This is a genomic window from Micromonospora sp. NPDC000207 (assembly GCF_040300925.1).
In the GTDB taxonomy this organism is placed as follows: domain Bacteria; phylum Actinomycetota; class Actinomycetes; order Mycobacteriales; family Micromonosporaceae; genus Micromonospora.
The window spans coordinates 1-25,871 of the sequence record NZ_JBEPEQ010000004.1; the positions used below are offsets into that span (position 1 = coordinate 1).

Annotated in this window: 31 protein-coding genes and 3 pseudogenes; 14 read left to right on the plus strand and 20 right to left on the minus strand. The window is 69.8% G+C overall.

Going from position 1 to position 25,871, the window contains the following annotated elements:
• On the plus strand, positions 1–209 hold a 209-nt coding region (locus ABT336_RS02255; RefSeq protein ID WP_350894653.1), incomplete at its 5' end, for a DUF2399 domain-containing protein.
• A 656-nt stretch (positions 210–865) separates the two neighbouring features.
• Positions 866–1,348: an NUDIX domain-containing protein gene (locus tag ABT336_RS02260; protein WP_350894654.1), complete on the plus strand. Its 483-nt coding sequence runs from the start codon at positions 866–868 to the stop codon at positions 1,346–1,348.
• A gap of 264 nt (positions 1,349–1,612) precedes the next feature.
• Here the strand turns inward: ABT336_RS02260 and ABT336_RS02265 are convergent, their stop codons facing one another.
• Complete coding sequence (locus tag ABT336_RS02265; RefSeq protein WP_350894655.1) at positions 1,613–2,092, minus strand: GNAT family N-acetyltransferase; 480 nt, start codon at positions 2,090–2,092, stop codon at positions 1,613–1,615.
• Positions 2,089–2,520 carry a beta/alpha barrel domain-containing protein gene (locus tag ABT336_RS02270; protein ID WP_350894656.1) on the minus strand — a complete coding sequence of 144 codons (432 nt, stop codon included), beginning with the start codon at positions 2,518–2,520 and terminating at the stop codon, positions 2,089–2,091. The genes ABT336_RS02265 and ABT336_RS02270 overlap by 4 nt, the downstream gene beginning before the upstream one ends.
• Before the next feature lie 235 nt (positions 2,521–2,755).
• Between ABT336_RS02270 and ABT336_RS02275 the strand changes: the two genes are divergently transcribed.
• A complete protein-coding gene (locus tag ABT336_RS02275; RefSeq protein WP_350894657.1) occupies positions 2,756–3,328 on the plus strand; it encodes a type IV toxin-antitoxin system AbiEi family antitoxin domain-containing protein in 573 nt (190 codons plus the stop codon).
• 167 nt (positions 3,329–3,495) lie between these two features.
• Complete coding sequence (locus ABT336_RS02280) at positions 3,496–3,687, plus strand: nucleotidyl transferase AbiEii/AbiGii toxin family protein (protein WP_350894658.1); 192 nt, start codon at positions 3,496–3,498, stop codon at positions 3,685–3,687.
• On the opposite strand, the pseudogene ABT336_RS02285 reads toward ABT336_RS02280, so the two are convergent.
• Positions 3,596–3,865, minus strand: a pseudogene (locus ABT336_RS02285) (IS701 family transposase); the annotation flags it as partial. The gene ABT336_RS02280 and the pseudogene ABT336_RS02285 overlap by 92 nt on opposite strands.
• 25 nt (positions 3,866–3,890) lie before the next feature.
• Between ABT336_RS02285 and ABT336_RS02290 the strand changes: the two are divergent.
• Positions 3,891–4,160, plus strand: a pseudogene (locus ABT336_RS02290) (transposase family protein); the annotation flags it as partial.
• Positions 4,161–4,164: 4 nt separating this feature from the next.
• On the opposite strand, the gene ABT336_RS02295 reads toward ABT336_RS02290, so the two are convergent.
• Positions 4,165–4,347, minus strand: a complete 183-nt coding sequence (locus tag ABT336_RS02295; RefSeq protein WP_350894659.1) for a hypothetical protein — start codon at positions 4,345–4,347, stop codon at positions 4,165–4,167.
• A 75-nt stretch (positions 4,348–4,422) separates the two neighbouring features.
• Between ABT336_RS02295 and ABT336_RS02300 the strand changes: the two genes are divergently transcribed.
• Both ABT336_RS02300 and ABT336_RS02305 read left to right on the plus strand, forming a co-directional pair.
• Positions 4,423–4,554: a hypothetical protein gene (locus ABT336_RS02300; protein WP_350894660.1), complete on the plus strand. Its 132-nt coding sequence runs from the start codon at positions 4,423–4,425 to the stop codon at positions 4,552–4,554.
• 165 nt (positions 4,555–4,719) lie between these two features.
• A complete protein-coding gene (locus ABT336_RS02305; protein ID WP_350894661.1) occupies positions 4,720–5,376 on the plus strand; it encodes a hemerythrin domain-containing protein in 657 nt (218 codons plus the stop codon).
• 118 nt (positions 5,377–5,494) lie between these two features.
• On the opposite strand, the gene ABT336_RS02310 is transcribed toward ABT336_RS02305, so the two are convergent.
• The gene (locus tag ABT336_RS02310) at positions 5,495–5,680 is read right to left on the minus strand and encodes a hypothetical protein (RefSeq protein ID WP_350894662.1); all 186 of its coding nucleotides are present in this window, start codon (positions 5,678–5,680) and stop codon (positions 5,495–5,497) included.
• A gap of 140 nt (positions 5,681–5,820) precedes the next feature.
• Positions 5,821–6,303, minus strand: coding sequence for a MarR family winged helix-turn-helix transcriptional regulator (locus ABT336_RS02315; RefSeq protein ID WP_350894663.1), 483 nt, complete (start codon positions 6,301–6,303; stop codon positions 5,821–5,823).
• Between the two features lie 146 nt (positions 6,304–6,449).
• Between ABT336_RS02315 and ABT336_RS02320 the strand changes: the two genes are divergently transcribed.
• From ABT336_RS02320 to ABT336_RS02345, 6 genes are read left to right on the plus strand one after another with little or no spacing between them, the layout of a single operon-like run.
• Positions 6,450–7,517 carry an ABC transporter substrate-binding protein gene (locus ABT336_RS02320; protein WP_350894664.1) on the plus strand — a complete coding sequence of 356 codons (1,068 nt, stop codon included), beginning with the start codon at positions 6,450–6,452 and terminating at the stop codon, positions 7,515–7,517.
• 3 nt (positions 7,518–7,520) lie between these two features.
• Complete coding sequence (locus ABT336_RS02325; protein WP_350894665.1) at positions 7,521–8,285, plus strand: ABC transporter permease; 765 nt, start codon at positions 7,521–7,523, stop codon at positions 8,283–8,285.
• Positions 8,286–8,296: 11 nt separating this feature from the next.
• Positions 8,297–9,052 (plus strand): ABC transporter permease, encoded by a 756-nt coding sequence (locus ABT336_RS02330; protein WP_350894666.1) that lies wholly within the window; start codon positions 8,297–8,299, stop codon positions 9,050–9,052.
• Position 9,053: 1 nt separating this feature from the next.
• Positions 9,054–9,869: an ABC transporter ATP-binding protein gene (locus tag ABT336_RS02335; RefSeq protein WP_350894667.1), complete on the plus strand. Its 816-nt coding sequence runs from the start codon at positions 9,054–9,056 to the stop codon at positions 9,867–9,869.
• On the plus strand, positions 9,866–11,410 hold the full coding sequence (locus tag ABT336_RS02340; RefSeq protein ID WP_350894668.1) for an aldehyde dehydrogenase family protein: 1,545 nt from the start codon (positions 9,866–9,868) through the stop codon (positions 11,408–11,410). The genes ABT336_RS02335 and ABT336_RS02340 overlap by 4 nt, the downstream gene beginning before the upstream one ends.
• Before the next feature lie 4 nt (positions 11,411–11,414).
• Positions 11,415–12,332 (plus strand): alpha/beta hydrolase, encoded by a 918-nt coding sequence (locus ABT336_RS02345; RefSeq protein ID WP_350894669.1) that lies wholly within the window; start codon positions 11,415–11,417, stop codon positions 12,330–12,332.
• Between the two features lie 174 nt (positions 12,333–12,506).
• Here the strand turns inward: ABT336_RS02345 and ABT336_RS27475 are convergent.
• From ABT336_RS27475 to ABT336_RS02360, 3 genes and pseudogenes are all read right to left on the minus strand, one after another.
• Positions 12,507–12,641, minus strand: a pseudogene (locus ABT336_RS27475) (CdiA C-terminal domain-containing protein); the annotation flags it as partial.
• 926 nt (positions 12,642–13,567) lie between these two features.
• Positions 13,568–13,753 (minus strand): hypothetical protein, encoded by a 186-nt coding sequence (locus ABT336_RS02355; protein WP_350894670.1) that lies wholly within the window; start codon positions 13,751–13,753, stop codon positions 13,568–13,570.
• 328 nt (positions 13,754–14,081) lie between these two features.
• Entirely contained in the window at positions 14,082–14,603 is a 522-nt protein-coding gene (locus ABT336_RS02360) for a hypothetical protein (RefSeq protein ID WP_350894671.1), read from the minus strand.
• Positions 14,604–14,625: 22 nt separating this feature from the next.
• Between ABT336_RS02360 and ABT336_RS02365 the strand changes: the two genes are divergently transcribed.
• Entirely contained in the window at positions 14,626–14,994 is a 369-nt protein-coding gene (locus ABT336_RS02365; RefSeq protein WP_350894753.1) for a tyrosine-type recombinase/integrase, read from the plus strand.
• Here the strand turns inward: ABT336_RS02365 and ABT336_RS02370 are convergent.
• The 11 genes from ABT336_RS02370 to ABT336_RS02420 all read right to left on the minus strand — a co-directional run bounded on the left by ABT336_RS02370 (position 14,892) and on the right by ABT336_RS02420 (position 25,779).
• The gene (locus ABT336_RS02370; protein WP_350894672.1) at positions 14,892–16,094 is read right to left on the minus strand and encodes an amidase; all 1,203 of its coding nucleotides are present in this window, start codon (positions 16,092–16,094) and stop codon (positions 14,892–14,894) included. The genes ABT336_RS02365 and ABT336_RS02370 overlap by 103 nt on opposite strands.
• Positions 16,091–16,981, minus strand: a complete 891-nt coding sequence (locus ABT336_RS02375; protein ID WP_350894673.1) for a tetrahydrofolate dehydrogenase/cyclohydrolase catalytic domain-containing protein — start codon at positions 16,979–16,981, stop codon at positions 16,091–16,093. Before ABT336_RS02375 ends, ABT336_RS02370 begins: the two co-directional genes overlap by 4 nt.
• Before the next feature lie 154 nt (positions 16,982–17,135).
• Positions 17,136–17,600, minus strand: coding sequence for a hypothetical protein (locus tag ABT336_RS02380; protein ID WP_350894674.1), 465 nt, complete (start codon positions 17,598–17,600; stop codon positions 17,136–17,138).
• A gap of 133 nt (positions 17,601–17,733) precedes the next feature.
• Positions 17,734–18,207: a DUF4913 domain-containing protein gene (locus ABT336_RS02385; protein ID WP_350894675.1), complete on the minus strand. Its 474-nt coding sequence runs from the start codon at positions 18,205–18,207 to the stop codon at positions 17,734–17,736.
• On the minus strand, positions 18,204–19,985 hold the full coding sequence (locus ABT336_RS02390; RefSeq protein ID WP_350894676.1) for a type IV secretory system conjugative DNA transfer family protein: 1,782 nt from the start codon (positions 19,983–19,985) through the stop codon (positions 18,204–18,206). The genes ABT336_RS02385 and ABT336_RS02390 overlap by 4 nt, the downstream gene beginning before the upstream one ends.
• A complete protein-coding gene (locus ABT336_RS02395; RefSeq protein ID WP_350894677.1) occupies positions 19,982–21,466 on the minus strand; it encodes a putative type IV secretion/conjugal transfer ATPase in 1,485 nt (494 codons plus the stop codon). The genes ABT336_RS02390 and ABT336_RS02395 overlap by 4 nt, the downstream gene beginning before the upstream one ends.
• A gap of 8 nt (positions 21,467–21,474) precedes the next feature.
• A complete protein-coding gene (locus ABT336_RS02400; protein WP_350894678.1) occupies positions 21,475–22,944 on the minus strand; it encodes an SCO6880 family protein in 1,470 nt (489 codons plus the stop codon).
• Positions 22,941–24,293 (minus strand): TrbL/VirB6 family protein, encoded by a 1,353-nt coding sequence (locus ABT336_RS02405; RefSeq protein WP_502891083.1) that lies wholly within the window; start codon positions 24,291–24,293, stop codon positions 22,941–22,943. Before ABT336_RS02405 ends, ABT336_RS02400 begins: the two co-directional genes overlap by 4 nt.
• Complete coding sequence (locus ABT336_RS02410; protein WP_350894680.1) at positions 24,293–24,964, minus strand: DUF8175 domain-containg protein; 672 nt, start codon at positions 24,962–24,964, stop codon at positions 24,293–24,295. The genes ABT336_RS02405 and ABT336_RS02410 overlap by 1 nt, the downstream gene beginning before the upstream one ends.
• Positions 24,965–25,054: 90 nt before the next feature.
• The gene (locus ABT336_RS02415; protein ID WP_350894681.1) at positions 25,055–25,339 is read right to left on the minus strand and encodes a hypothetical protein; all 285 of its coding nucleotides are present in this window, start codon (positions 25,337–25,339) and stop codon (positions 25,055–25,057) included.
• Positions 25,336–25,779: a hypothetical protein gene (locus ABT336_RS02420; protein ID WP_350894682.1), complete on the minus strand. Its 444-nt coding sequence runs from the start codon at positions 25,777–25,779 to the stop codon at positions 25,336–25,338. The genes ABT336_RS02415 and ABT336_RS02420 overlap by 4 nt, the downstream gene beginning before the upstream one ends.
• Between the last annotated feature and the right edge of the window lie 92 nt (positions 25,780–25,871).

The window sequence follows — 25,871 nt, forward strand, 5'->3', positions numbered from 1 at the left end:
AGGACTACCGGGCGGTGATCGCGGGCCGCCAGCCGGCAGCCCGCACCGGGCGGCGGCTGCCGGACACGCCGACGGAGGCGGCCTGGGACCCGCAGCTCGGCGCGGCACTGCGCGCGGCCGGGGTGCCGGTGGAGGAGGAACTGGTCCTCGACGAGCTCCTCGCCGACCTGACTCCCCACGGTCACCGGGAGGGGCCCACCCGGGTGTGACGCACCCCGCCGTGAGGCCGCCGGAACCTGGAAGGTGGACCGCGTGGAAGCCACCAAAGAAGGTTGTTCTGGTCACCGGCGTGAGCAGCGGCATCGGTGCGGGAGCCAGCCGCAGGTACGCCACCAGGTGATCGCCGAGCGCAGCCGTCGATAGGTGCCTGGTCCGGGTCGCCGGTGCGAGGGAGCCGAACGCCGCTGCGAACGCGATGCCCAGCCGTTCGGCGCCGGCTTCGGTGTCGAGCGCGGCGAGTGAGTGCGCCACCGGGGTGCCTTCCAGTTGCTTGCCCAGCGAGGTCAGGGTCTGCCGGTACTTGGTCTCGGTGCCGTCGCTCCACGCCTCGGCGGCCTTGTGCGCGGTCAGGTACGCCTCGGTGGCGTGGCTGAAGGTCAGTGCTGGAGGCTTCGCCTTCCGCTTGGCGTCGATCTTGACGACGTCGCCCATTGCCGACCTCCGCCGGTTACCGCAAGAAGTGCGTACGAGTGGAGTGTGCCCGATGGGGACGACATCCGCGTACTGCCAGCGGTTCGCGAAACACCATGATCACGGTTGTCGCGGGAAATAGGTGGTTTCCTGCGATGACTGTCGGCGACTCGTCAGCCGTCCGAGACCGCCGGAGGCGACGTGCCGGGGTCGCTGGCGCGGGTAGCCTGCGGAGGTGAGCACACCATCCGGCGACTACACGGCAACGCTTCCACGCAAGCGCATGGGCGCGGCAGTTCTGTTCACCGACGCTGCCGGGCGGGCATTGCTGGTCGAGCCCGTCTACAAGGACTACTGGGAGATCGTCGGCGGGTGCGTCGACGCTGACGAGTCCCCTCGGCAGGCGGCGGTCCGCGAGGTGAAGGAGGAGTTGGGCAAGTCGATCGTGCTCGGCCGGCTGCTGGTGACCGACTGGGTGCCGCCGCGGCCGGGCCGCACCGAGGGTGTGATGTTCGTCTACGACGGCGGCGCCCTCGATGATGTGGGCACGGCCGACATCCACCTGCCGCCGGACGAGCTGAGCAGCTGGGCGTGGTGCGCCGAGGACCAGATCCGGGTGCGGATGTCGGAGCTGTTGGCACGCCGGGTCGTCGCTGCGCTGCGGGCCAAGGCCGAGGGCACGATGTTCGACCTGGAGAACGGCTTCCACACGCACTGACGTGCGTCGGCGGGCCTCACCGAACGCGCCGGTCAGCCCGGTCGCATCGGCCAGGTCAGCGAGCAGCCGGGCACCGACGTGACCCACCACGCCCCGCCCGCCCCCGGTCACCATGATCTTCGGACGTGTTGCGGTAGCCTTCACCCAGCAAGTGCCTTCCGTGACAGGAACATGGGACTCTCGACAAGCCCTATTTTCCCAGATCAGAAGGCACTTCTTCGTTCTCAGCCCAGTCCGTGGACAGCCCTTACCGAAGGGCCGAGGCTAGGAGCCGATCAATCGCTCGTATACGGCGCGGTGCTTCCCTGGCCCCTTGTAGTCGTAGATCACGGATACGCCCGCCTCTGTGGTGTCGCCCGGAACATTGTTGAAGCCCATGCCGAGCCACGCGCTGTGGGCAGCGTGGTTTTCTGGTTCCGAGGTGAGGAGCAGGCGGCGGCATCCCCACAGGGAGCCTTGGCGGTGGACTTCTTCCACGAGTGCCCGCGTGACTCCTTGGCGGCGGTGGCTCGGGTGCGTCATCACATCCTGCAGGTAGATTTCCGACGGCTCGACCTGGCCTCGGAAGGCGATCACGCTGCCGACGACCTGCCCGTCGATGACGGCGAGCGGGCAGGTGTTGGCGAACAGCGTGGCGTACAGCCAGTAGTCCGATGACCCCCGCAGCCTGATGTACGGCTCACCCAGCGCCAGCAGCTTCTCGAGGTCGGGGATGCGGTTGACCGTGAGCGGAGCGATGTTCATGAGCGGTGTCCTTCGGCAAGTTCGATCGACGCGGCGAGGTTCCGTGCGGTGCGGGCGGGGTCCAGGGAGTCGGTGACTCCGCGACCGACGATGAGGATGTCCCATGAGCGTCGTCGGCTGGCTTCGACGTCGGACGGTTCGAAGCCGCCGGAGACTGCTACCGGTAGCTTGATCCACGACCTGATGAGTAGCGCCTGTTCGAGCGGGTGGGAACCGGCTACGCCCAGGTCGATGTTGGTGGTGATAGCGAAGCCGTCGCTTCCTGGGCGTTTCATGTCCTGGACCCAGCCTTGGATCAGCCGGCCCTCTGGCATGTCGATCATGATGGGGACGCCCAGGCGTTTGGTCGCCTCGACGGTCTCGTCGTGGGCGGCGATGGGGGATCCGTTCGTCGGCGTAGAGTGACCTACGCGGGACGGCAGACTCACCCATTATGCCGCATATACCCTTTTTCGTCGCGCGCCTGCGGCATCGCATCACCCTTGTGCGTCATCAGCTCCGCCAAGCCTGTAGCAGGCTTGGCGGGATGGCTCTGCTCGGGCCAGTGATCCGCGCTACGTGGCTACTCGTGGATGTGCAGTAACGTACCTCAGTGGTTCGCTTCTGCGCATGCTCTTGCTGGGAGGGTGTGCGTTAGCGTGCCGCTGAAGTACGCTAGTGCACATGGCCCGCTCGCTGCTGGATGAACTCGTCGACGTGGCCGTCGATCAGCATGGCTATGTGCGCACACGAGACGCCATCGCGCGTGGCATCGACGGCGCTAATCTGCGCAAGATGGCTGCCCGAGGGCGTCTGGAGAGGGTTGGCCGAGGGTTGTACCGCGTCCCGTTCCTCCCTCGCGACGAGCATGACGAGTACGCCGAAGCGGTCTTGTGGGCTGAGGGGCGGGGGATCATCTCTCATGGCTCTGCGCTGGCGCTCCATCAACTGTGCGATATCAACCCCTCGCGGCTGCATCTCACCGTCCCCCCGGCGTACGCGCCTCGGCGAACAGGGGGCGAGCTGTACCGGGTGTGGCGACGCAGACTCGATCCTGGCGACGTAACTACGGTTGACGGGATCCCTGTTGTCACTGCTGAGCGTGCGGTTCGTGACGGTATTGCCTCGGGGATCGACCCACAGATGCTGACCCAAGCGATCACCACGGCGCGCCGAGAAGGGCTGCTCACTGCAGCGCAGGCAACCCATCTTCGGCGCCAGCTAGCCGCGAAGCTGCACCGCAGGACCGGCCGGTGACAAGTCAGAAGACCCCTGTAGGTCGCCCATTCCCCGCAGCCCGCCGTGCCGCATCACCGCCGAGCAACCTGCGCTCTCTGCGGGACCGGTTAAGCAATGCCGCCCGGAACCAGGGAGCGCTCGTAGGGCGGCTGCAGCGTCAGCTCAGTGCCCTGGTTGTCACCGAGATGCTCTCCCGGGTCGAGCAGTCGATCAGCGGCCCACCACTGCTAGTCAAAGGCGGAACTGCGCTCGAGTTCCGTCTCGGGCTGTCTGCGTCGCGCACGTCTAAGGATCTCGATGCTGTCGTGCGTGGCGACCTCGCTGACTTCGCGTCCCGTGCGGACGAGGCAGTCCTTCTGCGGTCAGGGATCGGGTGACGGACAGCCCGGCGTGGGCGGTCATCGCGAGGGTGATGTGGGCGTACCAGGCTCGCCAGTCGCGGACCTGGTACTCATCGAGGCCAGCGTCGTTCTTGGCCTGCTGGAAGCACTCCTCGACCGCCCACCGGGCTCCGGCGATGCGGGCGAGGTCGACCAGGCGGGTGCGGCGCGGCCCGATGCTCCGACCGGGAGCCTCGCCTGTGCTGTCTTACCCCTTCAGGATCTCGTTGTCCGCCCGGACCCTGAACCACCTCGCCGACCGCATCCGCCGGCAGCACCGATCCCGGTGGAGACGCCTCGACCCCGGCCGGCAGGCGCTGCTGGTGCTGGCGCACCTGCGCAACGGCGGCACCTACACCCGCCTCGCCGTCGGATTCACCGTCGGCGGCGCCACCGCCTGGAGCTACGTACAGGAAGTAGTCGCCCTGCTCGCCGCTACCGCCGACACCCTGACCACGGCCGTGGACCGGCCGGTCAGCCGGTGCCGTAGGTGGCGATGGTCTCGCTGAAGGCCCCACGTTTGCAGGTGGCCTGGTCTGCGTCGGCGCGGGCGAACTCGGCGCTGCTGGAGTAGGCGATCCGAACCCCCTCCGGGTTGGTCGGCGAAGGCGGGGGCGGAGCGGCGTTCCCGGTCCATCCAGCTCCCCGGCTGCTCAACCGTGCACCTGTCGGCCGCCGGCCGGTACTGCCCGTACAGGTCGCCGTCCGGCTGTCGGAATCCAGGAGTAGGTAGTGGCCACCGGCGTTGGTAGAGCCGCCTCGCTGCCGCTGCCGCTGCCGCTGCCGCTGCCGCTGCCGCTGCCGCTGCCGCTGCCGCTGCCGCTGCCCGGCGGGCGGCCGAGGGCACGACCGTGGATGCGGTGAGGCCGCAGGTCAGGGCGCCTTAGGCGGAGTTCCCGCCGACGGGCGCGTTTCTGCAATGTCCCTTGTGGGTAGTGCGGGTCTTCGTGTCACCGGACCAGGCGTCCGGCGACGGGTGTGCTTCCCAGTGGTGGCCGTTGTTCGATCGACCAGGCAGAGAGACAAGAGATGGCCGACAGCCGTGACATGTACATCGTCCACAGCCTCTTCAGGCGTGAGTTTCCGGCTGCTGCGGCCCTGGTCCGGACCGTGGTCGCGGACGACGCCGGGGCCGCCGCCCGAGTCGCCGACCATGTGCTCCTGCTGACCGGTGCGCTGACCCTGCATCACAGCGGTGAGGACAAGTACGTCTGGCCGACGTTGCTGCTGCGCGTTCCGGACGAGACCGCGCCCTTGGTCGAGACCATGGAGAGCCAGCACGAGGGTCTGCACGCAGCGGTGGCCGAGGTGGAGGAGCGGGCCACCGTGTGGCGGCGTTCGGCGGCGTCGGCTGACCGGGATGCGCTCGCCACGACCATCGACGCCATGATCGAGCCGATGTCTGAGCACCTGGTCGCTGAGGAGACCCACGTGCTGCCGTTGATCGACGAACACCTGACAGACGAGGAGTGGGCCGAGGCGGGCAAGCACGGGATGTCCGCCGTGCGCAAGAGCCAGTTGCCGTTGGTCTTCGGGATGTTGCTACGCGATGCCAGGCCCGAGCACATCGAGAGTTTCAGGGCCGTGGTACCCGGTCCGGTCTGGTTCGTGTTCTCCCGCCTCGGGCCGAGGGCCTACGACAGGTACGCCCGCCAGTTGGGCCTGGACCGGGTGACCGCCGCCTGACCGAGCCGGCCTTCAGGGTCAGGCCTGTCTGGATCCGGGGCGTTCTCCCGGCAGGGGCACGGGCGTCGGTGGGCGTGTCGCGCAGGCCGCCCCCTCGTCGATGGGCCTGGTGGCACGGTCAGTGGCACGTCCGGTGGCCGAGATGGTCCTCGGAGCGGCCGCCGGGATCACGGGCCGGCTCGGCGGCGGGGGAGCGGCCGGTCGACTCCCGGATCACCAGTCGGACCGGTCGGCGGACGACGCCCTGCTGCCGTCGGTCGTCCAGCGCCGCGAACAGGTGCTGCACGGCGGTCGCCGCGAGCATCTTCAGGTCGCGTTCGACAGTGGTCGGTGGTGGTCGGACCGAGTGCGATGTTCGCCCGCGGCGTCCTCGGGGCGGGCGGCGAGCACGCGAGCGACGGTGGTCACGACGTTCGGTTCCCCGTCGTGCGCGTGTTTCGAACGTCAGGACGATTCGTCCGGCGGGGGAGTCCACGAGGGGGTGCTCTTGATGACCGTGTCGAGCAGGACGCGTAGTCGCTGGTAGTCCTCGTCGCCGAGCGAGTCGCGGATGTGGTTGTCCAGGTGCAGCATGATCCGGTCGGCTCTGGCCGTCTCGCGTCGTCCGCTGTCGGTGAGGTGCAGCTCCTGGATGTTGGCGTGGCGCGGATGGGTTCGACGTTCGATCAGGCCGCGTTCGACGAGCTTCACGACCAGCGGCGTGATCGCCTGCGGCGTCACCCCGACCACGCGGGCCAGCTCGGCGCCGGTCAGGCCGGGCGTCACTCCCAGGTTGGCCAGGACGGCGTAGAGCGAGCCTGAGACGCCGATCCTGCGCAGCGGCGGCTCCTTGGCGGCGAGTAGGGCGAGGTCGGCCCGGCGCAGTGTCGACGCGACGCGGCCGAGCATCTCCTCGCGGTCGAAGGTCGCTGCCGTTTCGTCGGTCACGGTCACTGAGCTTACGGCATCTTGATTTGCCTTCATGTCTTGTGTCGTATCAAAGTCTTGATACTCTCTTCATGCGGATCGATGTCACCAATCCCGCCGGCGATCCATCCACTCAAGCGAGCTGAGCACGGAAGGGGATCATGATCATGAACTGGGCACAGGGACCGGACCCGACACGGAGACCCCGCTACACCCCCATCGCCACCAGCCTCGCCCTCGGCCTGCTCACCGTCACGGGTGCCTGCGGCACCGACGGCGAACCGGCCGAGACGACCGAATCGGGCCTGACCCGACTCGTCATCGACTTCAGTCCGACCGCCAACAACGCGCAGCTCTCGCTCGGCATCGACCAGGGGATCTTCGAACGACACGGGTTCGAGATCGACCAGGTGCCGGGCTCCGGAGCCAGCGCCAACAGCGTGGCGCTGCTCCTGAACGGACAGATCCACCTGGCCGTCAGCGAGATCACCGCCGTGCCGGCCGCCGTCGCCGCCGGTTTCCCGGTGCAGATCGTCACCTCGCTGGTCACCGACTACGAGTCGCCGGAAGGAGACGCCTTCTCCCTGATCGTGCCGGAGTCCAGCGACATCCGGTCGTTCGCGGACCTGACCGGCCGGACCGTCGCCGTCAACGGTCTGGAGAGCTTCTTCGACCTGACCGTCCTCGAAGCGGTGCGCCGGGCGGGCGGCGACCCCGGCGCAGTCCGGATCCTCGGCGTGCCGTTCGAGGACCAGGTCGCCGCGCTGCGGCAGGGCCGGGTCGACGCGATCAGCACCCTGGAGCCGTTCGCGGGTCAACTGCTGACGGGCGACGGGTTCCGTTCTCTCGGTAACCCCGCCACCAGTGCGCTCGGCCCGCGCAGTGTGCCGAGCATCCTGATGGGCTCCCAGCAATTCATCGACCGGAATCCGGAGGTGATGCAACGCTTCCTCCGGGCGTGGGGCGAGGCGACCGCGTACGCCAACGACAACCCGGAGGCGGTCCGGGCGACGATCGTCCGGACCACCGGCGCGCCCGCCGAGGCGGTGGCGGAACTGCCACTGCCCTGGTACGTCAGCGGGATCGACCGACGCTCGGCGGAACTCGTCGCCCGGCTGATGGTCGACCACGACCGGATCGACACCGCACCGGCGCTGGCCGAGTTCACCTGGTCGGAGTCGCCGGACGCGTCCGACCTCGCAACGCCCCCGCGCGGGCTCCGGGTCTCGGAGTAGACGATGAGACCCGCCCTGCTGCTACCCGTACTCACCACCGCGGCGCTACTCGCCAGCTGGGAGGCGCTGTCCGGGACGGGCACTCTCCCGCCCGAGATCCCGCCGGTCTCCGCCGTCGCCGCCTGGCTCTGGGCCAACATCGGCACCGCCGTCCTCTGGGCGGCCGTGGCGCAGACGCTGGCACACTGGGCACTCGCCCTGGTCGTCGGGGTCACGGTCGGCGCGTTCGTCGGTGCCACCATGGCGAGCGCCCCCGTGGTCCACGAACTACTGCTCGGCATTGTCGAGTTCCTCCGACCGATCCCGGTCGTGGTCTATCTGCCCATCATGTTGCTGCTGCTCGGGGCCAGGCCGGTGGTGGTGGTCGTGCTGGCGGCGGTGGCGGCCCTGTGGCCGATGCTGCTCCAGACGCTCTACGGTGTGCGGGACGTCGACCCGGTCACCACCGACACGGCACGGGTGTTCGGACTGACCACACCGCAGCGCCTGGTCTGGGTGACGGCCCCGAACGTGCTGCCGTACTTCTTCACCGGCCTGCGGATCGCGTCGACGGTCACGCTGCTGGTGGCGATCGCGATCGAACTCATCGGCGCCGTACCCGGCCTCGGCAACACCCTGGCCGCATACGCGGGCAACGGCCTGTACGACGCGACCTACGGGGTCATCGTCATCGCCGGCCTGCTCGGTGTCGGCCTCAACGCCGTCTTCGAGCGGCTGGAACGGCGGGCGCTGCGCTGGCACTCCGCCTACCGGACGCAGTACGCATGAGGAGGTCAATCGTGCCGAGAACCGGCCTTCGGCTGCTCGTACCCGTCCTGCTCGTGCTGCTCTGGTGGACCACGTCGGCCGGCAGCACCTCACCCTTCTACCCGCCGTTGCGGGAGGTGCTGGCCGCCTTCGGGGAGTCCTGGCTGTTCGCGCGAGTCGGCTCGGACCTGGTCCCGAGCCTCACCCGACTCCTGGCCGGCCTACTGATCGCGACGACCGTCGGGATCGCCGTCGGCACCGCACTCGGCCGCAACCGGCTGCTCCGGCAGGCCCTGAACCCGGCGGTGCAGTTCTGCCGTTCGCTACCCGGTGCCGCCCTGATCCCGGTCAGCGTCGTCCTCTTCGGCATCGGCGACGGCTCGAAGATCCTGGTCATCGCGTTCGTGTGCCTGTTCCCGGTGCTGTTGAACACCGTCGACGCGGTACGTGGGATCGATCCGCAGCTGGAGGACGTGGCCCGTTCGTACCGGCTCACCCCGGCGCAGCGGCTGGCCTTCGTGCTGCTGCCGGCGGCGGCACCGCAGATCTTCGCCGGCATCCGCACGGCGCTGGGGATCGCCTTCATCATGATGGTCGTCACCGAGCTCTACGCCGCGACCAACGGCGTCGGCTTCGTCACCCTCAGCGCCCGCAACTCCTTCGACGTACCGCAGATGTGGGCGGGCACCGTGCTACTCGGCCTGCTCGGGGTGGCGCTGAGCGCCCTCTTCCTCGCCCTGCAACGACGCGTCCTGCGCTGGCACATCGGCATGACCGAAAGGACCTGACATGCTCTCGGTGACGAACCTCCGCAAGACGTACGGCTCCGGTGTCCAGGCCGTCGAGGCGATCCGCGACCTGACCCTGACGGTCGACAGGGGGGAGTTCGTCTGCGTCGTCGGGCCGTCCGGCGCCGGCAAGACGACACTGCTGAAGTCCCTCTGTGGCCTCACGAAACCGTCGTCGGGCACTGTCACCCTCGCCGGCGCCCCGGTCACCGGGCCGCCGAAGGAGATCGCCTCCGTCTTCCAGGACTACAGCCGATCGCTGATGCCCTGGTTCACCGTGCACCGCAACGTCGGCCTGCCGCTCTACAACCGGTACCGGTCGACGGCCGACCGCGCCGAACGGGTCGCCACGGCCCTGGACGCTGTCGGCCTGAGCGGGTTCGGCGACCGCTACCCGTGGCAGCTCTCCGGCGGCATGCAGCAGCGCGTGGCGATCGCCCGAGGTCTCGCGTACGCGCCGGAGATCCTGCTGTTGGACGAGCCGTTCGCCTCGGTGGACGCCCAGACCCGCTCGGACCTCGAAGACCTGATCCTGCGGGTACGCGACGACACCGGCGTCACCATGCTGCTCGTCACGCACGACATCGACGAGGCGGTCTACCTGGCGGATCGGGTGGTGGTGTTGTCCGCCCGCCCGAGCGTCGTGCTCGAAACGGTGGAGGTCGACCTTCCCCGCCCACGTGACCAGGTGACCACCAAGCGCTCGCCCCGATTCGCGGAGCTGCGCGCACACGTACTGACGTTGATCCGGCGCACCGCCCTCGACGGCTCGGCGTCGACACCCGACCACCATTCGACGACAGGGGAACGACGATGAGCACGCAGATCGCGAGCAGCACGGCGACCCGGGACGGCGACCCGGACGCCACCGGCGTCGAGGTGATCACCCTCGACCAGAGCACCGGCCTGGAACTGGCCCGCTACCCGGCGGCGGGTCCCGAGCAGGTGAGTGCGGCGATCCAGGTCGCGCGGACGGCCGCGGGGCCGTGGTGGGACCTCGGATTCGAGGGACGGGCGGCGCGACTGCGTGCGTGGCGCCGGGAGATCGCCCGCGACGGGGAGGACCTGGCGGCGCTGATCCACGCAGAGAACGGCAAGTCCCTGGAGGACGGCCGGGCCGAGGTGCTCTCCGTCGTCGGGCACCTGACCTTCGTGCTCGACAACGTCGAACGGGTCCTCGGCCGGCGCGAGGTTCCCGCTGCGGCCGCGACCCCGCACCAACGGGCGTGGGTGGAACACCTTCCGTACGGCGTGGTGGGCGTGATCGGGCCGTGGAACTTTCCCCTCGGCACCCCGGGAGCGATCGTCGTCCACGCCCTGGCCGCCGGAAACGCCGTCATACTCAAGCCCAGCCCGATCACCCCCGGTGTCGGCGTGTGGCTGGCCCGGTCCTGGCGTCGGGCCGTACCCGACCTGCCCGCCGCCTTGCAGACCGTCGTCGGCTTCGCCGCCACCGGCCAGCACCTCACCACCGGCGTGGACAAGATCGCGTTCACCGGCAGCGCCCGCTCGGGCCGGGCGGTGGCTGCGGCCTGTGCCTCGCGCCTGACCCCGATGCTGCTGGAACTCGGCGGCAACGACGCCGTCGTGGTGGCCGACGACGCCGACCTGGACTCCGCCGCCGCCCACATCACCTGGGGTGCGCTCCAGAACGCCGGCCTGGGCTGCATCAGCCTCGAAGTGGCCTACGTCGTGGACGCCGTGCACGACGCCCTGGTGGCGAAGATCGCCGCACACGCCGGGCGGGTGCACGCCGGCAGCGGCGACGACGACCTGATCGGCCCGGTCCCGCTCCCGGCCCAGATCCCGGTCATCCGCCACCACATCGCCGACGCCCTGCAGCGGGGCGCGACCGCCGTGGTCGGTGCACCGGCCGACGGGACCACCGACGACAGGTACGTCCAACCCACGATCCTCGTCGACGTCCCGCCGGACGCCCTGGCCGCCACCGAGGAGACCTTCGGGCCGGTGCTGTCGATCGTCCGGGTCCGGGACGTCGAGGAGGCGATCACCCGGATCAACGCCGGCCCGTACGGCCTGGGCAGCGCCGTCTTCAGCCGCGACCGGGGCGAGGACATCGCCCGCCGCCTGCGCGTCGGCATGACCAGCGTCAACGACGCGCTCGCCTTCTCGCAGCACCCCGGGCTGCCGTTCGGTGGACGCGGCGACAGCGGCCACGGCCGCAAGCACGGCGACGAAGGACTCCGCGAATTCGCCTACCCGCACGCCGTCACCGTCAGGACCGGCCCCGCCCCGGCGGCCACGACCACCTTCGCCCGTCCACCCGGAACCATGGCCAGAGCCCTCGCCGCCGTGCGTGACCGGCTCGCCGAGGACGACCCGACCGAGAGGAACTGACCCGATGAACGACCAGACGTCGCAGTTGCTGGAGCGGATCGCGGCTGGATTCAGCCACCCACCCCGCTCACCGGTGCTTCGCTCGCCGGGCGAGCTCGGGCTGGACTTCGAGGAGGTCACCTTCCCCTCCCACGACGGGGTGCCCCTGGAAGGTTGGTTCCTCCCCGCGCCCGGCTCGACCAAGCTGGTCATCGCGAACCACCCGATGGGTTTCACCCGCGCCGGTCTGCCCACCCATCTGGAGCCCTGGCACTCGGCCTGGGCAGCCAGCGGCAACGGGTTCGAGGTCGACTTCGTCCCCGACTACCGGATCCTGCACGACGCCGGTCACCACGTCCTCGCCTACGACCTGCGTAACCACGGCCTCAGCGGCGCCGCCAACGGCGGCATCACCTCCAGCGGGATCTTCGAGGCCCGGGACGTCGTCGGCGCACTCACCTACGCCCGCCGCCGCCCGGAGACCCGGGACGCGGCCGTCGGCCTGTTCAGCCGCTGCCTCGGCGCCAGCGCCACCTTCGCCGCCATGACCCGGTTCCCGGCGGAGTTCGAGGGCGTACGCTGCCTCGTCGCGGCCCAGCCGGTGACCGCGCGGGTCATCATGGCCCGCCGACTGGCGTTGCTCGGCGCGGCGGGGCGGCTCGACGACCTGGAACAGCTCATCCTGCGCGACACCGGCATCGGCTTCGCCCGCCGCAGCCCCCAGGAATGGGCCCGCGACGTCCGCGTCCCCACCTTCCTGTACCAGGTACGCGACGACGTGCTCACCGACCCCGGCGACGTCCAGACGATGTACGACAATATCCCCGTCGCCCAGAAGGAGCTGCACTGGATCGTCGGGACGACCGCGCGCTGGGACGGCTACCTGGAGTTCCAACGCCGCCCCCAACCCATGCTCGACTGGTTGGCGAGGTACCTGTCCTGACCGAGGTGATCGCTGTTCGCGGAGTGGGTCGTGGTCGAGGTCGGCGGCGAGAGACCTGTCTGCTCCGCCGCCGGCGGTGGCCGGGGCACTTCGGGCGCACTCACCTCGACACCGTCCGGGTCACGCCCGGGACGCTGGCCAGTCCGCTTCGCGGCGTTGACCCAGCCGCGCAGGGTTCGGGTCCTTGTCGGGCTTGCCGATGTCTCCGGTGTTCTGCCGGGCTGCGGCGATCTCCCGCCTGGTCGGGTTCTGGTGGACCCGGTAGCCGCGGCCGGCCGTCGTGTCGGCGCAGGCGTCTGAAGTGTGAATTCGGGTCTGCCGCTGCGCTGGTGCCGCCGCCACGCCCAGCCAGTGGCGTGCTCAGCCCGCTCGTCGACCCCGATGTCGTAGCTGCCCCAGGCGGCGGAGACCTGCAGCTCGGGGATCGACGGTGTCACGCTGGTGGTGAAGCCGAGCGCGGAGGGTGCCAGGCTGGGCACGTTCGGCGCGGTCGGATCGGGGCCGCCCTCCAACGCGTCCGACGTCGTGGCCTCGGCGAAGGTGTCCTCAGTGGCTGGATCGGATGGTTCGCCGTTGGCGGCGAGCCGCCCGAGCACGGAGCGGTCCAGCGGATTCTCCCTGGCGGAGAACTTCTCGGCCGGCCCGGCGAGCGGCCCGAGCTGGTCGGCGACGAACAACTGTGGCAGCTTGTCGCGGATCACCCGCTTATCGGGTACGGCGAGTACGCTCCCCCCAGTCATGAGAGCGACCGTGGCGTTTCCATACGACATGGCGGGGGCCGGTCCGTGCGGCATCTTCGGTGGGGTGGATCCGTTAGGCTACTGCGGGTCGGCCATTCGGCGTTTGCCGCAGGTGAGGCCGGGGCGAATCGAGGTGGCGAGATTTCCGAGCTGGAGCCAGACGTCCACCCTGGCCGCGGCCCGCTGGTGATCATGGATTTGCGAAGACCATGACCCAGAACAGGACCGCACCCGCTGATGTCATCATCACTGACCGAGATCGTGCTGCCGCACCGACCCCCGCGATGCCGTAACCAGCGGTGGTCACCGATGATGACCACCGCAGCTTGTTCGTGGCGTTAAAGGCCAACGACGATCCGAGGGATCCACGAGGCCGGCGGTATCCGCTGGTCAGCGCTGCTGATCCGGCTCGACGCCGAGGTGTTGTCGCAGGTCCTGGCCCGCTGGCTACGGGGTCGGGCTGGTCCGGTCGTGATCGCCGGGCGTCGGTGGCGTCTACTCGTCGCCGTCGACCGGAAGGTCGTCCGCGGTGCTCGGCTGTCCGGCGGGCGGCAGTTGCATCTGCTGTCGGCGTACGAGGTGAGCACCGGGATCGTGCTCGCCCAGGTGCAGGTTGCGGCGAAGTCGAATGAGATCCCGGCGTTCACTCCGCTGCTGCGCCTGGTCGCGGTCAAGGCCCACCAGCCAGGGCTGTTCGCCACCTCAAGGACCTGCCCTGGGCGCAGGTTCCGGTCAGGGCCCAGACCCGCGAGAGCGGTCACGGTCGTCGGGAGACCCGCACCGTCAAGACTCCGGGCGGGCTGGGTTTCCCTCACGCCGAACATGCCGTCCGGATTACCCGGACCCGCACGGTCAAGACCAAGACCAGCCGCGAAACGGCGTACCTGACCGTCTCGCCGCCCGCCGGCCAGGCCCAGCCCGCCGATCTGGGCACCTGGGCGCGATCCGAATGGCACATCGAGAATCGCCTCCACTACGTGCGGGATGTCATGCTAGGTGAGGATGCTCATCAGGCCCGGACCGCCAACGGACCCGCCGTCTTCGCCACGCTCCGTAACACCGCAATCGGATTCCACCGCATCGCCGGGGCTGCCAACATCGCCGAAGCTCCTCGACGCGCCAACCACCGCCCGCACGAACTGATCGACGCCGTGACCACCTGAAAACCGACCGCGAGCGGGGGCGACACGACTAGGCAATAGCCCTGGAGGTCGTGTGGTCGTCGGTTGGCGTGTCGGGTGGCGCGGGCGATGTCGGGTTCGCCGTTGATCCGGTGCCAGCCGATTGCGGTGTTGCGGAGGGTGGCCATGACGGCGGGGCCGGTGCCGGTGCGGGCCTGATGGTGGTCTTCACGGAACGTGACATCTCTGACGTGGTGTAGCTGGTTCTCGATCAGCCATTCTGCTCTGGCCCAGTGCTGTAGGTCGGCGGGTTGGGCGTCGGTGGCGTGTAGGGATGTGATCAGGTAGGTGGTCTCGCGGCTGGTCTTGCCGCTGGTGGTGGTGCGGGTGCGGGTGATTCGGACGGTCACCCGACTGCTCGCCCGCCTCCCGATGACGGCGGGGATCCCGGTCAAGGTGTCCCCGCACGCCCTGCGGCACACCTGCGCCACCCTCGCCCGCGACGCCGGCGCGAACCTCGAAGACGTCCAAGAGCAACTCGGCCATGCCGACGCCCGCGCCACCCGCCGCTACGACCACGCGGCGGCCGACTCGACCGCGCTCCCGCCTACACCCTCGCCGGCTACCTTACGGTCGGATGACGGCGGCTCTCGAGGAACCCGGGAGTCGGCTGAGGTATGCCGGACCTGGACCGTCGTTCACGGTATCGATCCTGTCTGTAGTAGCGGGTACGCCAGGTTAGACCACGGTTTCAGGATCTGCAGAGCTACGGCTGCACGCACGAGTAGGTCCTCGCGGTGATGGCGGGCGACGATCTGGAGGCCCACTGGTGTGCCGTCGGGGGCGAAGCCGGCGGGAACGCTTGCGGCCGGGTGACCGCTCAGGTTGAAGGCCCAGGTCAGTGCAACGTTCATGCGGCTTCCTGGCCCCGTGTGACCGTGCGCCTCGTGGGGAGTCGTGGGTGTCAACAGCACGTCGGCGGCTGCGAACAGCTCAGCCAGCCGGTGCACGTTGACGGTGTGCGGCACGTCGGCGGCATGGCCCGTGGGTGAGACCGTCCGGCGAGCCCGCCAGGCGGGCGCAGGGTCTTCGAGAAGCAGATCGTGCCGAACCCACTGGAGCAGGCCGCTGGTAGCGAGTCGGTCGGCGGCGTCACGAGCAGGTGCCATCACCTGCGGATCGACGTCCGCGTAGCCCAGGGTGGATGACCATACCACCCGGATCGGCGCTCCTTGGAGGGGGTCCCTGGTGTGGGCAAGGAGATTCGTACCGAGAACGGCATCGAGGTAGGCGGCGGCGTCCGCGACGGTGCGGGCCAGGGGGCCGGGTGCGTTAAGAGTGTTGACGGATGGTAGGCGTCCGTTGGTGGTCTTGATGCCGACGACGCCGCACCAGGCTGCCGGAATCCGTAGCGACCCAGCACCATCATTACCCGTGGCCAGTGGTACGAGACCTGCTGCGACTGCGGCTGCGGAACCGGCGGATGATCCTCCCGGAGAGCGATCTGCACGCCAGGGATTAATGGTGGGGCCACGGTCGGTGTGCCCCCAAGTCTGCCAGGTGGTGCCTCGCGGCACTGAGGTGGCGCCAATCGGAATACATCCGGCGTCGAGCAGCCGACGCGCCTGTGGCGATTCGAGACCCTCGCTCGCTTTGACAGCCAGCGGGACACCCGCAAGCGGTAAAAGAATATTGGCGCGAATAGCGTCTCGCAACTCGTATGCCGTGCGGCGTGCCCGGTCCGGCCAGACCTCACGAAAGGCTCGTAGCTCGGCGTCCACGGTCGCGATGCGCGTCAAGGTGGCCTCGACGACATCGGCGGGGCAGAGCTTCCTTCGGTTGACCAGCTTCGCGGTGGTGACGGCGTCCAGGGTCGGCCAGTTGGCGACTGGCGGCGTCATCGGTGGTGATCCCGATCGCTGCAGGGCTCGGATCTACCCGGGAGCGGGGGCGGCTGGTCCGAGGCCGACGGCCTGCTCTGACGAGGTACCTGGGTGGAGCGTGGAAAAGCGATTGCTGCAGTTTGGGCAGCCGCAGCGGGGCCGCTGAGGCTGGCCTGGTACGGACGTCCTTGGTAGTGCCAGGGCGGCAGGTCGGGAGCTAGCTCTTTGCGGACAGCCCGCTCAACCAGGACCGCCATCTCGACGGGTCCGATTCCGCCAGGTACCGGGGTGATGTACTGGGGAACACCGGCGGCCAGGGGAGAGACGTCGCCTGCCACCCCGCCGTCGAGAAGCGGAACGAAGCCAGAATCCACCACGAGCCGGTGCTCCGGGCGTATGTGCTCTAAACCGAGTAACCCCGGGCTGCCGGTGACAGAGATGACGATGTCGGCGTCGCGCACGGCGGCCAGGTCGTTGCCCAGGTCGAGGAGCAGCGGATCGTGACCGTGTTCGACGAGGCGGTGGACCACACCGCGTCCGACGAACCCGCGGGCTCCCACCACCGCGACGGCTGGCGCGTCCCGGACGAAGGGTTGCACTACTCGCCAGATCCCTTCGGCGGTGGCGCACACCTGCTGGTGCGAATTCTCGGTCAGTGCGTCGATGTCCTTGTGCGGGGCGATGTCCTGGACGAACTGGCGCAGCCGTGCGGGAACCGGTTGTTGCACGATGATGGCGGTGACGGTCGGGTCGACATTCGCCCGCTTGATGGTGGCCGCGAACTGTGCCGGGGCGACGCGCGCCGGCAGTACCAGGTGGTCGACGTCCAGGCCGATCTTGGTGAAGTTCACGACCTTTTGCTCAGCGGAGATCCGTGAGGCATTCGTGCGGGCCTGCCAGTCCACCGGATGGTTTGCTGCAGCCTCAACTCGGATTATTGTAACCTTTTTAACTAGGGCCGCCATGGGGTCGCGGTAACCAGCGTATAGGTCATGGACGGCCCGCAGGATCTGCCGACCCGAGATGTGATTCTCCGATGCAGTGGCCATTTCGGCGGCCTCAGAAGGGCCAGCCGAGGTTGGCGAGCACTCTGGGTACCGGTTCTAGATTCCGGCCGCCGAGCAGGCCGCGTACCTCGCCCTCGGTCAGTAGACGGTGGGCTTCGAGGTTGTCCTGGAAACATCGTCCGTCCCAGGACAGAGGGATAAGGGTGAAGGTGTCAGGGTCAAACGCGTCGTAGTACGAGAAGGCGCCGTGGTGGGTCAGCCAAGTGATGCTGTGCGGGTCTGCGTTGAATTGCTCCTGGACCAAATGCAGCGCCTTCGCGGCGACACCAGACATATCGTCGGCAATGCCGTAGCGGTCGTCGTTGGAGCTGATCTCCGATGCAACTGCCACGACTCGACCGTCGGACGGATAGAGACGCACCAGACAGTGGGCCTGGCCGCCGCGGCGGTGCTGCCAGGTCACCATGGCATTGAGATGACCGTCGGGCTGGCGAACTGCCGGCAAGTTGCTGGTCACTCTGATATCCCTTCTATGGATCACATGTGAGCTGGGCAGTCTGTTCAGCGTGGTGACCCACGGGCACACCGGCCACGATGTCGGTTCAACTGTCATCTCGGTCATCCTCGCCTTTCTTCCGGATGCCCAAGCGTCAGATGTCGGGAAACTGGGCCAGCACTTCGGCCGGAGCGGGTTCCATGGACAGAGGCTCCGGATCTCGGTGTCGGCCCGACGCGCAGCGAGTGAAGGGGCCGGCATCGCTAGTCAAGACCGTCAGGTGCGGGTCGAGATGGTCGCGCCACCAGATGCTCATGCCGGTCTGAGGGTCGCTAACGCGTAGAGCTTCCCAGGCTCGCCACAGCGCGTAGAGGCGGGAGAGCGCTTCGGGGTGCGCCCACCAGCGGGGGCACCAGTTGATGCCGGGGGTGGGTCCGGTGGCGACCCGCCGCTCCAGGACGTGGGCGAGGTAGCCGGCGACGAACTCGTTGACGTTGTTGAAGGCCGGCTCGGGGGTGTCGGGGTCCTGGCTGGCCGTGTCGGGGTCGGGGCTGCTGGTGAGTTGGTCGAGCAGGGCGGTGAGGTCGGCGACCGGGTCGTCGACCGGTCCGGGGGAGGGCGTGGTCATGGGGTCGGCTCCGGCGGGGCGTCGGGGGTGAGGGTCCAGTCGGTACGGCCGTGGGGGTCCCAGTGCGCGATGGAGGCGCGGATCGCGGCGGCGTACGGGCCGTCCTGCCAGGGGGCGGTGCGGGCCAGTGCCGGTGGTGCGCCGGAGGCGTAGACGACCAGCCGTCCGCGGGGGAGGGCGTGCAGGTCGGAGACGTCGAGGATGCGTTGTCGGCGGGTGGCGTGGGAGACGGAGCGTTGGCCCCACCCGGAGCCGCTGCTGCTGGTCGACCGGGTGGTGACGTCGTGTTCGCCGATGAGTTTGGAGAGTTCCTCCAGCCAGTCGGGGTCGGCGACGCCGCCGCCGTAGGTGCGGATGTTCGCGGCGGACCACAGTTTGCGCATGCCTTCGCGGCCCCACACGTCGACGCCCTGCGGGTACGACTGGAGGATGGTGATGATGGGCAGCCCGTGGGAGCCGTAGTAGGAGTACAGGTTGGGTAGCTGCCGGAGGCGGCAGATGTTCGCGGCCTCGTCGAGGACGGCCAGCAGCGGCGGGTCGAGGCGTCGGCCGGGCGAGGTGCGGGCGCGGAGTTCTCCGGCGCGCAGGACGGCGTCGGTGAGGGCGGCGACCAGGGGGGCGGGGGAGCCGGGGCCGCCCTGGGAGAGCAGGTAGAGCACGTCGGTGCTGGTGACGTGGGTGTCCGGGGTGAACTCGGGGATCCCGCCTCGGGTGGGTGGGGTGACCCAGGCGGTGACCGACGGTTCGGTGAGGCACATGAGCATCTTCTGGGCGCCGGCGTAGATGCCGCCTCGGGTCTTGTCGGGCATGTTGACCACGCCGGAGACGGCGTCGGCGGGCATGGGGAGGCCGTTGTCGCGTAGCAGGAGGGCGGGTTCGTCGTCGCGGGGGCTGACGGCCCACCGGTATGCGGCGAGGATGTCCCGGCCGCCGACGGCGGCGGCGAGCAGGAGGTTCGCCACCAACTCCTCGGCGCTGGGGTCGAAGAAGGCGTCGCGGCTGACGCCGGGTTCGCGTTCGGCGGCGGCGAAGTGTTCGGCGAGGCGGCGGGCGTCGCTGATGGTGCTCACGGCGCGCAGGGGGTTCCACCACAGGCCCTGGTCGGGGCCGAGGAGGTGCTGCGGGTCGAACGCCCATACGGTGTCACCCCGGGCGGTACGGACGTCGCGGGTGGCGTCGACGATGTCGCCCTTGACGCTGGTGACCAGGGTGGGGCCGGGGGCGGCGACGATGGCGGGGATCGCCCGGCTGGTGGTCTTGCCGGTGCGGGGTCCCCAGATGTCGATGGCCATGTCCTCCCAGGACTGGCGTAGCGGCATCCCGCCGGCGACGGTGGTGCCGATCATGACGCCGAGCTGGTCGGGGTCGGGTCGGTCGACGTCGGCGAGGCTCGGACGTAGTCGCCGGCCGCTGTCGGCGATGCCCTTGGGTCCGAGGTGGGCGAGGTCGTTCCGGTTGGCCATCCGCCGGGCGGCCGAGTCGACCCGGGTACGGCGTCGCCCGACCACCTTCCGTACCCCGAGGATGCCGGCGGTCAGCAGGCCCAGGACGACCACCTCGGCCAGGGCGACGAGGGTGCAGCCGACGGTCCAGGTGACCTGCCCGTGCAGGACGGCGGCGACGGTGGCGATCGGGCCGCCGCCGGTGTGGCCGGGCGGGTCGGTGAGGGCAACGGGCAGCCACACCCCGCCGGTGACGACGACGGCGAGTGCGGCGAGGCCCCCGACGATCAGTCCGGCGTCGTCGTGGCCGCTGCGGGGGCCAGCGGGGCGGCTCATGTCATCGTCCAGCGGAAGTCGGTGTTGCCGAGCTGTTTCTCCACGTCGGTGGGTTCCAGGTGCACGGGGATCCCCGGGCGGGAACCGACCTTGATCAGGAAGTTTCCCCGTCCGACGGTCTCGCCGCCCTCGGCGGTGCTCCACGAGGGGGGAGCCGACCAGGAGAGCACCTCCCGTCGTTCCGCCTGGGACAGGGGCCGTACCCGGGCGATGGCGTCCAGCTCCTGGTCGGAGCAGGGGCCGATCATCAGGACGGCGGAGCGTTCGGCGAACCCGCGGGCCTTGGCCCGGTCGTGGGCGGTGGGCAGTGCCTCCAGGTCGGCCAGGGAGTGGGTGATGAAGGCCGTACCGGTGCCCTTCTGCCGGTTGAGGCGGGTGAGCCCGTCGGCCCGGTCGACCAGGCCGTGGCCGACGCGCAGCGCCCGCCACAGCTCGTCGAGGACGGTGAAGAACGTGCGGGCGGGGGCGAGGCCGAGGTCGGCCATCAGGTGTGCCGCCTCGACCTGCGCGAACCCGTACGACCAGGTGGCCAGCAGGGTCGCGGCGGTACGCAGTTCGTCGGTGTCGTCGATGCCGGAGATGTCGACGCACACGGCCGGGGTGTCGAGGCGGATCGCGGTGGTGGTCTGCCCCTCGAAGGTGCTGCCGAGCGGCCCGTGCAGCAACGCGAGGAGGGTGCGGTGCAACCCGGCGGTGTCCTCCCGGAACCGGGGGAGGTCCTCGTCCTCCTGCCACAGGGTGACCGCACGGACCTCGTGCGGGGCGTCACGGATGACGGCCAGGACGTCGGAGATGACCGGCTGGGTGTCGGTCTCCCGTTCGGCGAGGTACCGCAGGGCGGCGGCGAGGACGGTGGTCTCGTCGGAGCTGACCGGCCCACGCCGGATCAGGGTGGCCAGGGCGACGAGCATGTTCAACCGCCGGTCGGTGACCGCCGCCCGGACGACGGCGCCGGTGCGGTGGTCGACACGGTCGAGGACCTGCCGCCAGGGTCCGGCGTCGAGGGGGTTGATCCGGTCGAGGCCGGAGCCGATCCGCAGCACCTGCCCGCCCAGGGCGTGGACGAGGGCGGCGTAGTCGGGCTTGAGGTCGCCGAGGATCAGCGGGGTGACGCCCTGGGCGGTGAGCCCGAGAACCATCCGCCTGACACTGGTGGACTTGCCGGAGCCCGGCTCGCCCTGGATCCAGACGGACGGGTTGTTGATCAGTCGGGCCCGGGTGTACCAGGAGATCGGGTCGAAGCAGACCGCGCTGCCCGTGTAGAGGTGCCGCCCCACCGGTACGCCGACCATCGGGGTCGACGAGCCGGTACCGAACGGGTACAGGCCACACACCTGGACGGTGGTGCCCCGGTACTCGGTGGGTGGCTCGATCCACGACCATCGGCCTCCGCCGGGCCCGGCATGCCCGAGCCGTCCGGCGCGGCGACCGGCGGGCCGCTGAGGCGGTGACGGGGTGGAACTGTTGGTGGTGATCGTCATGGCACCGCCTAGAAGGGGATCGTGGCGTGAACGGGCAGGACCACGCCGGCTGGCAGACCGGCGGCGAACCCGGCGGCCTGGCAGCCGTACATCGGTCGCATCACCAGCCGGGCCTCACCGGCGCGGGCCCGGATGATGCCGGTGGCCTCGTCGAGTGATTCCTCGTCGGCGACGGTGGCGGTGACCAGCACGGTGAACCGGACGACCCCCGCCCCGGTGGCCTCCTCCTCGGCGGCCTGCTCGGCGGCGGCCAGGTCGGTGAGGTCCCGGGCGCTGGGCCGGTGCTTCTTACCGGCGAGGAACCGGGCGTCACGCTTGTCGGCCTCGACCAGCCGGGCCGCCTCCCCGGGCGAGTACGGCCGGTAGACCAGCGACACGCGCTTGCGCAGCAACTGGGGATCGGGGTCGGTCAGCCGGGAGAACAACCGGCTGTAGACCACCCCGCGCGGTGCCTCGACCATGCACCAGGTCCGGGAGACCCCGGAGTCGTGCCGGTAGAAGTCCCAGCTCTCCCGGGTGGCGACCGGCCCGGCCTGCGGCCAGTCCGGGGCGAGCTGCGGGTCGCGGGCGAGGTCCAGGGCGGCGGCCGGGTCGTACGCCGCCCGGACCACCTTCGCGAGGCCGCTCGCGGACATGGGCACGATGCCGGCCCCGGTGGCACCGGTCAGCCCGGCGTGCAGGTGCGGCAGTCGGGCGGCCACCTCACGGCAGACGTCCTCGTGCGACATCGCCCGCCCGGGCGGGGCGGAGTAGGTCAACGACACCAGGGTGTCCACCGTCGCCGACCCGGCCGGATACGAGCGGACCACGTCGTCGAGCACCTGCAGCGCCAGGGTCGGGGCGTCCGGCCGGGACGTCGCGGCGACCTCGGCGGCGAGCCGGGTACCCGGATCCGGGGTCGTCTCGATCGTCACCTGCGCCTGCACGAGCTGCGGCTCCCGCGACAGGACCGACAGCCAACCGGCGAGGTGACCGACCCGGGCGTCGACGACCGCCTGGTCGACCAGGTCCATGCCCTCTGGCGCGCACCGCAGCGTGACGGTGTAGTGCCGACTCTGCGGCACCACCACCACCGCGACCAGCCCGGACCGTCCGGTCTCCACCTCGTACATCTCCGACCGGGCCAGCACCCCGGGCAGTTGGTGGGCAGACGAGACCCGGGAGGCGACCCCGGAGACGTAGACGTGATGGCGGCGGGCCCGGGCCATCCACCACGCCACCCGAGCCGAGACGACCTGGAAGCCGGTGCGGCCGTTGACCCGGATCGCCAACGGCACGAGCACCATCACCGCGACCAGCGCGGTGATCGCCGCAGCGAGGGTGGAGAACGGCATCATCGCCGCGGCGAGCGCCATGACCAGCAGTCCACCGATGCTGCCCGCCGGCCCGAGCCCGAACAGCCCCGCACCCCGCCCCAACCGCCAGTTGCCGTACGTACGCTGCGGCTCAGCGCCCTGATCCCGTACTCCGGTGCTCACGAACCCTCACCATCCACCGCTCCCGACGCCGTACCGCCGCCCTTGCCCACGGCCGCCGGACCGGCCTTGACCGCCATCCATGCGCCCGCGGCGGCAACACCCCAGGGTCCCGCGCCCGCCGCAGCGGCCGAGCCTGCTCCAGCCCCGGCGCCTGCGCCCGCTGTCGCAGCACCGCCCCCAGCCGACATGGCTGCGCCCGTCCCCGCCTTGGTAGCCGCGCCGCCGCTGCCAGCCGACGTTCCCCCGCCGGCACCCATGCCGGTCGAGCCGCCCCCGCCTCCGCCTTGGCCGGGGCCTCCACCGGACGGACGGGAAGCGGGTACGGGTGTCGTCGAGGTCGAGCCCTCAGGGCGTTGGCTGGTGGACCCGCCGCCACCTCCGCCTCGCCCGGATCCGCTGCTGCCGCTGAGCCGGAGCGCCCCCGACGCGACCTGACCGACACTCGATGCGGCGGCCATTCCGGCACCACCGGAGCCACCGCTCGACAGCGTCGACACTGCGGGAGCGATCAGCCGCAGCAACGCGGGTAGCGCAACGATGGCCATGCAGAACATGGCTAGCCCGGTCAGAAGCGTGGTGAGGTCGTTGCCCTTGCCGAGCAGCCAGAACACGGCTGCATAGATCGTGGCTGCGGCAGGCTTGTAGAGCACCAGCGCAAGCAGCCACGTCAGGTACCGGTCCCGGATCGCACGGCCTGATCCGGAGATGCCGGCTGCGGCGGCCAGTGGAAGCAGCCCGGCGAGCAAGATCAGCCCGGCGCTACGAGCGAGGAGGAGCAGTAGCTGCACCATCGTCGTCAGGAACATCATCAGCGAGATGCCGATGACCATCAGCCAGGAGGGGTTGGGCGTCAAGGCGGCCGGAGCGAACAGTTGAAGACGCTTGCCGAGATCTTCGTCGGCGGCGGCATCGACGATCCATGTGGAGTAGGCGTCGCCGATCTCGATGAGCAGTTGCACGGCCGGCACGCCCGCACCAGCCAGTACCACCATCGTCACCAGCCCTTTGGTGAAGGAGCCGGCTGCCTGGCCGTTGCGTTCCCAGGCCAGCCGAAGTGCAGCGACCAGCACGGCTCCGACTGCGATGGCGGCGACCGCCCAGTGGGTGTACGCGCGCAGGTAGTCGACGGGCTTGTCACACAGAAGGTCCTGGGTTCCCGCGGGAGTCCAACAGGTGCCTGTGGAGACGTCAGGGGACTGGATGCTCAACCAGCCGGTGAGCAGCGCCTCCATCATGCCCGCAGCGGCCTTGGTCGACTGCTCGGCCAGATCCTCGAAGAAGCCGCCAGCCACGTTGCGGATGATCTGGCCAGGAACACACCAGGGGATAGCCGGCGGGCAAGCGGTCACTACCGGGGCCCCCAGGCAACGACACCGGTGAGGTCATCGGTCCGGCGGTTGACCGAGCCCCATGACCCTCCAGGTGGAGCCTGCATCCGCCAGTCGCCGTCTCGCCAGAGCAACGTCAGTGACAGAACGTGGTACTGCGGGGCGCCAGTGGAAGGTGCGCGAAGCACGAGTCCGATCACTGCGGTGTCGGGGGTGTAGGACTGGTAGCTGAAACCGGCGATCTGACTGAAGGCGCCAGGATCGACCTGGCTGCTGTCCAACGCGCGTAGCTCGGCCAACAGACGATCCCGGTCGTCGCTGGGAACGAACTGCCGTTCGATCGTGGGCTCCCAGTGCTTGCGCCCGAGGGTGAAGGTGGACCTCACCAGGATCTGAGTGGCGGCTATCAGGGCACCTTCTGGGGTGTGTGCGAAACCGACGGCCGATGTCTCCGTGACCTGCTTCGGGCCGGCCGAGGTGCTGACCGGTGCAGCAAGCGGGCCGACCAACTCCCACGTCACGCCGTTCGGCGCGGTCGTCGGTACCTCAGCGGGCGACTCCTCGGTGGGGAGTGCCTGACTCGGATCTCCGCCGGCCCGCGTCGGCCCGGCTGGTGGTGCAGAGGTGCCGGGTTCCTCCTCGCCGTTCGGCAGTACGGCGATGAGCAGGCCCGCGACGATGATGGCGGCCACCAGTGCGGCGGCGGCGATGAACCCGGGCCGGGTCCACGGCGGACGGTTGGCGAAGTCCGGGGCGGGTGGTGTCGTGGTCATGATTGCCGCCTATGCGATGAGGACGCCGACGATGCCGGAGGCGCTGCCGATGATGATGCAGGCGGCGAAGACCCAGCCGAGGGCTGCGACGTTGGTGTCGTCGCCGCGACGGTGGGAGATGGCCATCCGGGCGGCGGTGTAGAGCATGCCGCCGACGCAGGCTGCGCTGGCGAGGTATGCGACCCACTTGAGGAGGGTGAGGATCTTTCCGTCGACTCCGGGTGGTGCTTCGCCGCCGCCGGGGTCCGGCAGCGCGGTGAGCACCAGGTCGAGGGCTGCCGTGAGGGTGGTCATCGTGTCCCTTCCTGCTTTCGTGTTCGGTGCCAGATGGCGTGGCGGAGGGCCTCGACGTCCGGGGGGACGCCGACGTCCCGGGGGTCGTCGGCGGCCAGAAGGGCTTCGACCCAGCCGATGCGCCACAGGTTCGGTGTCCATCCGCCGAGGAGTCGCAGGCGGTCGGTCACGATCTTCGGTTGTCGGCGGGCTGACGCGGCGACGGCGACGACGCCGACGACGTCGGTCAGGCGGGAGACCCCGTGACGTCGCTTCCACTGTTCGATGACGCCGGTGGCGGCCCACGTTCCCGTGGCGGTCGCCCGACAGACGAGGACCACCTGGGCGGACGGCATGTCGGGGGTCAGCGCCGGCCAGGAGGCACCGAAGTCCGCGCCGAAGCCGGCGAGTGCGGCGAGCGTGCTCGTGCCGGCACCGCCGTGGCAGCCGACCCACCACAACGATGGCCACCCCCTGCTGAGGTGATTCTCTGGAATCGCGGTGAGGGGGAGGCCGGGTGCGGGGCGGGGGCGCGTGCGGATCGCCGCGGCGC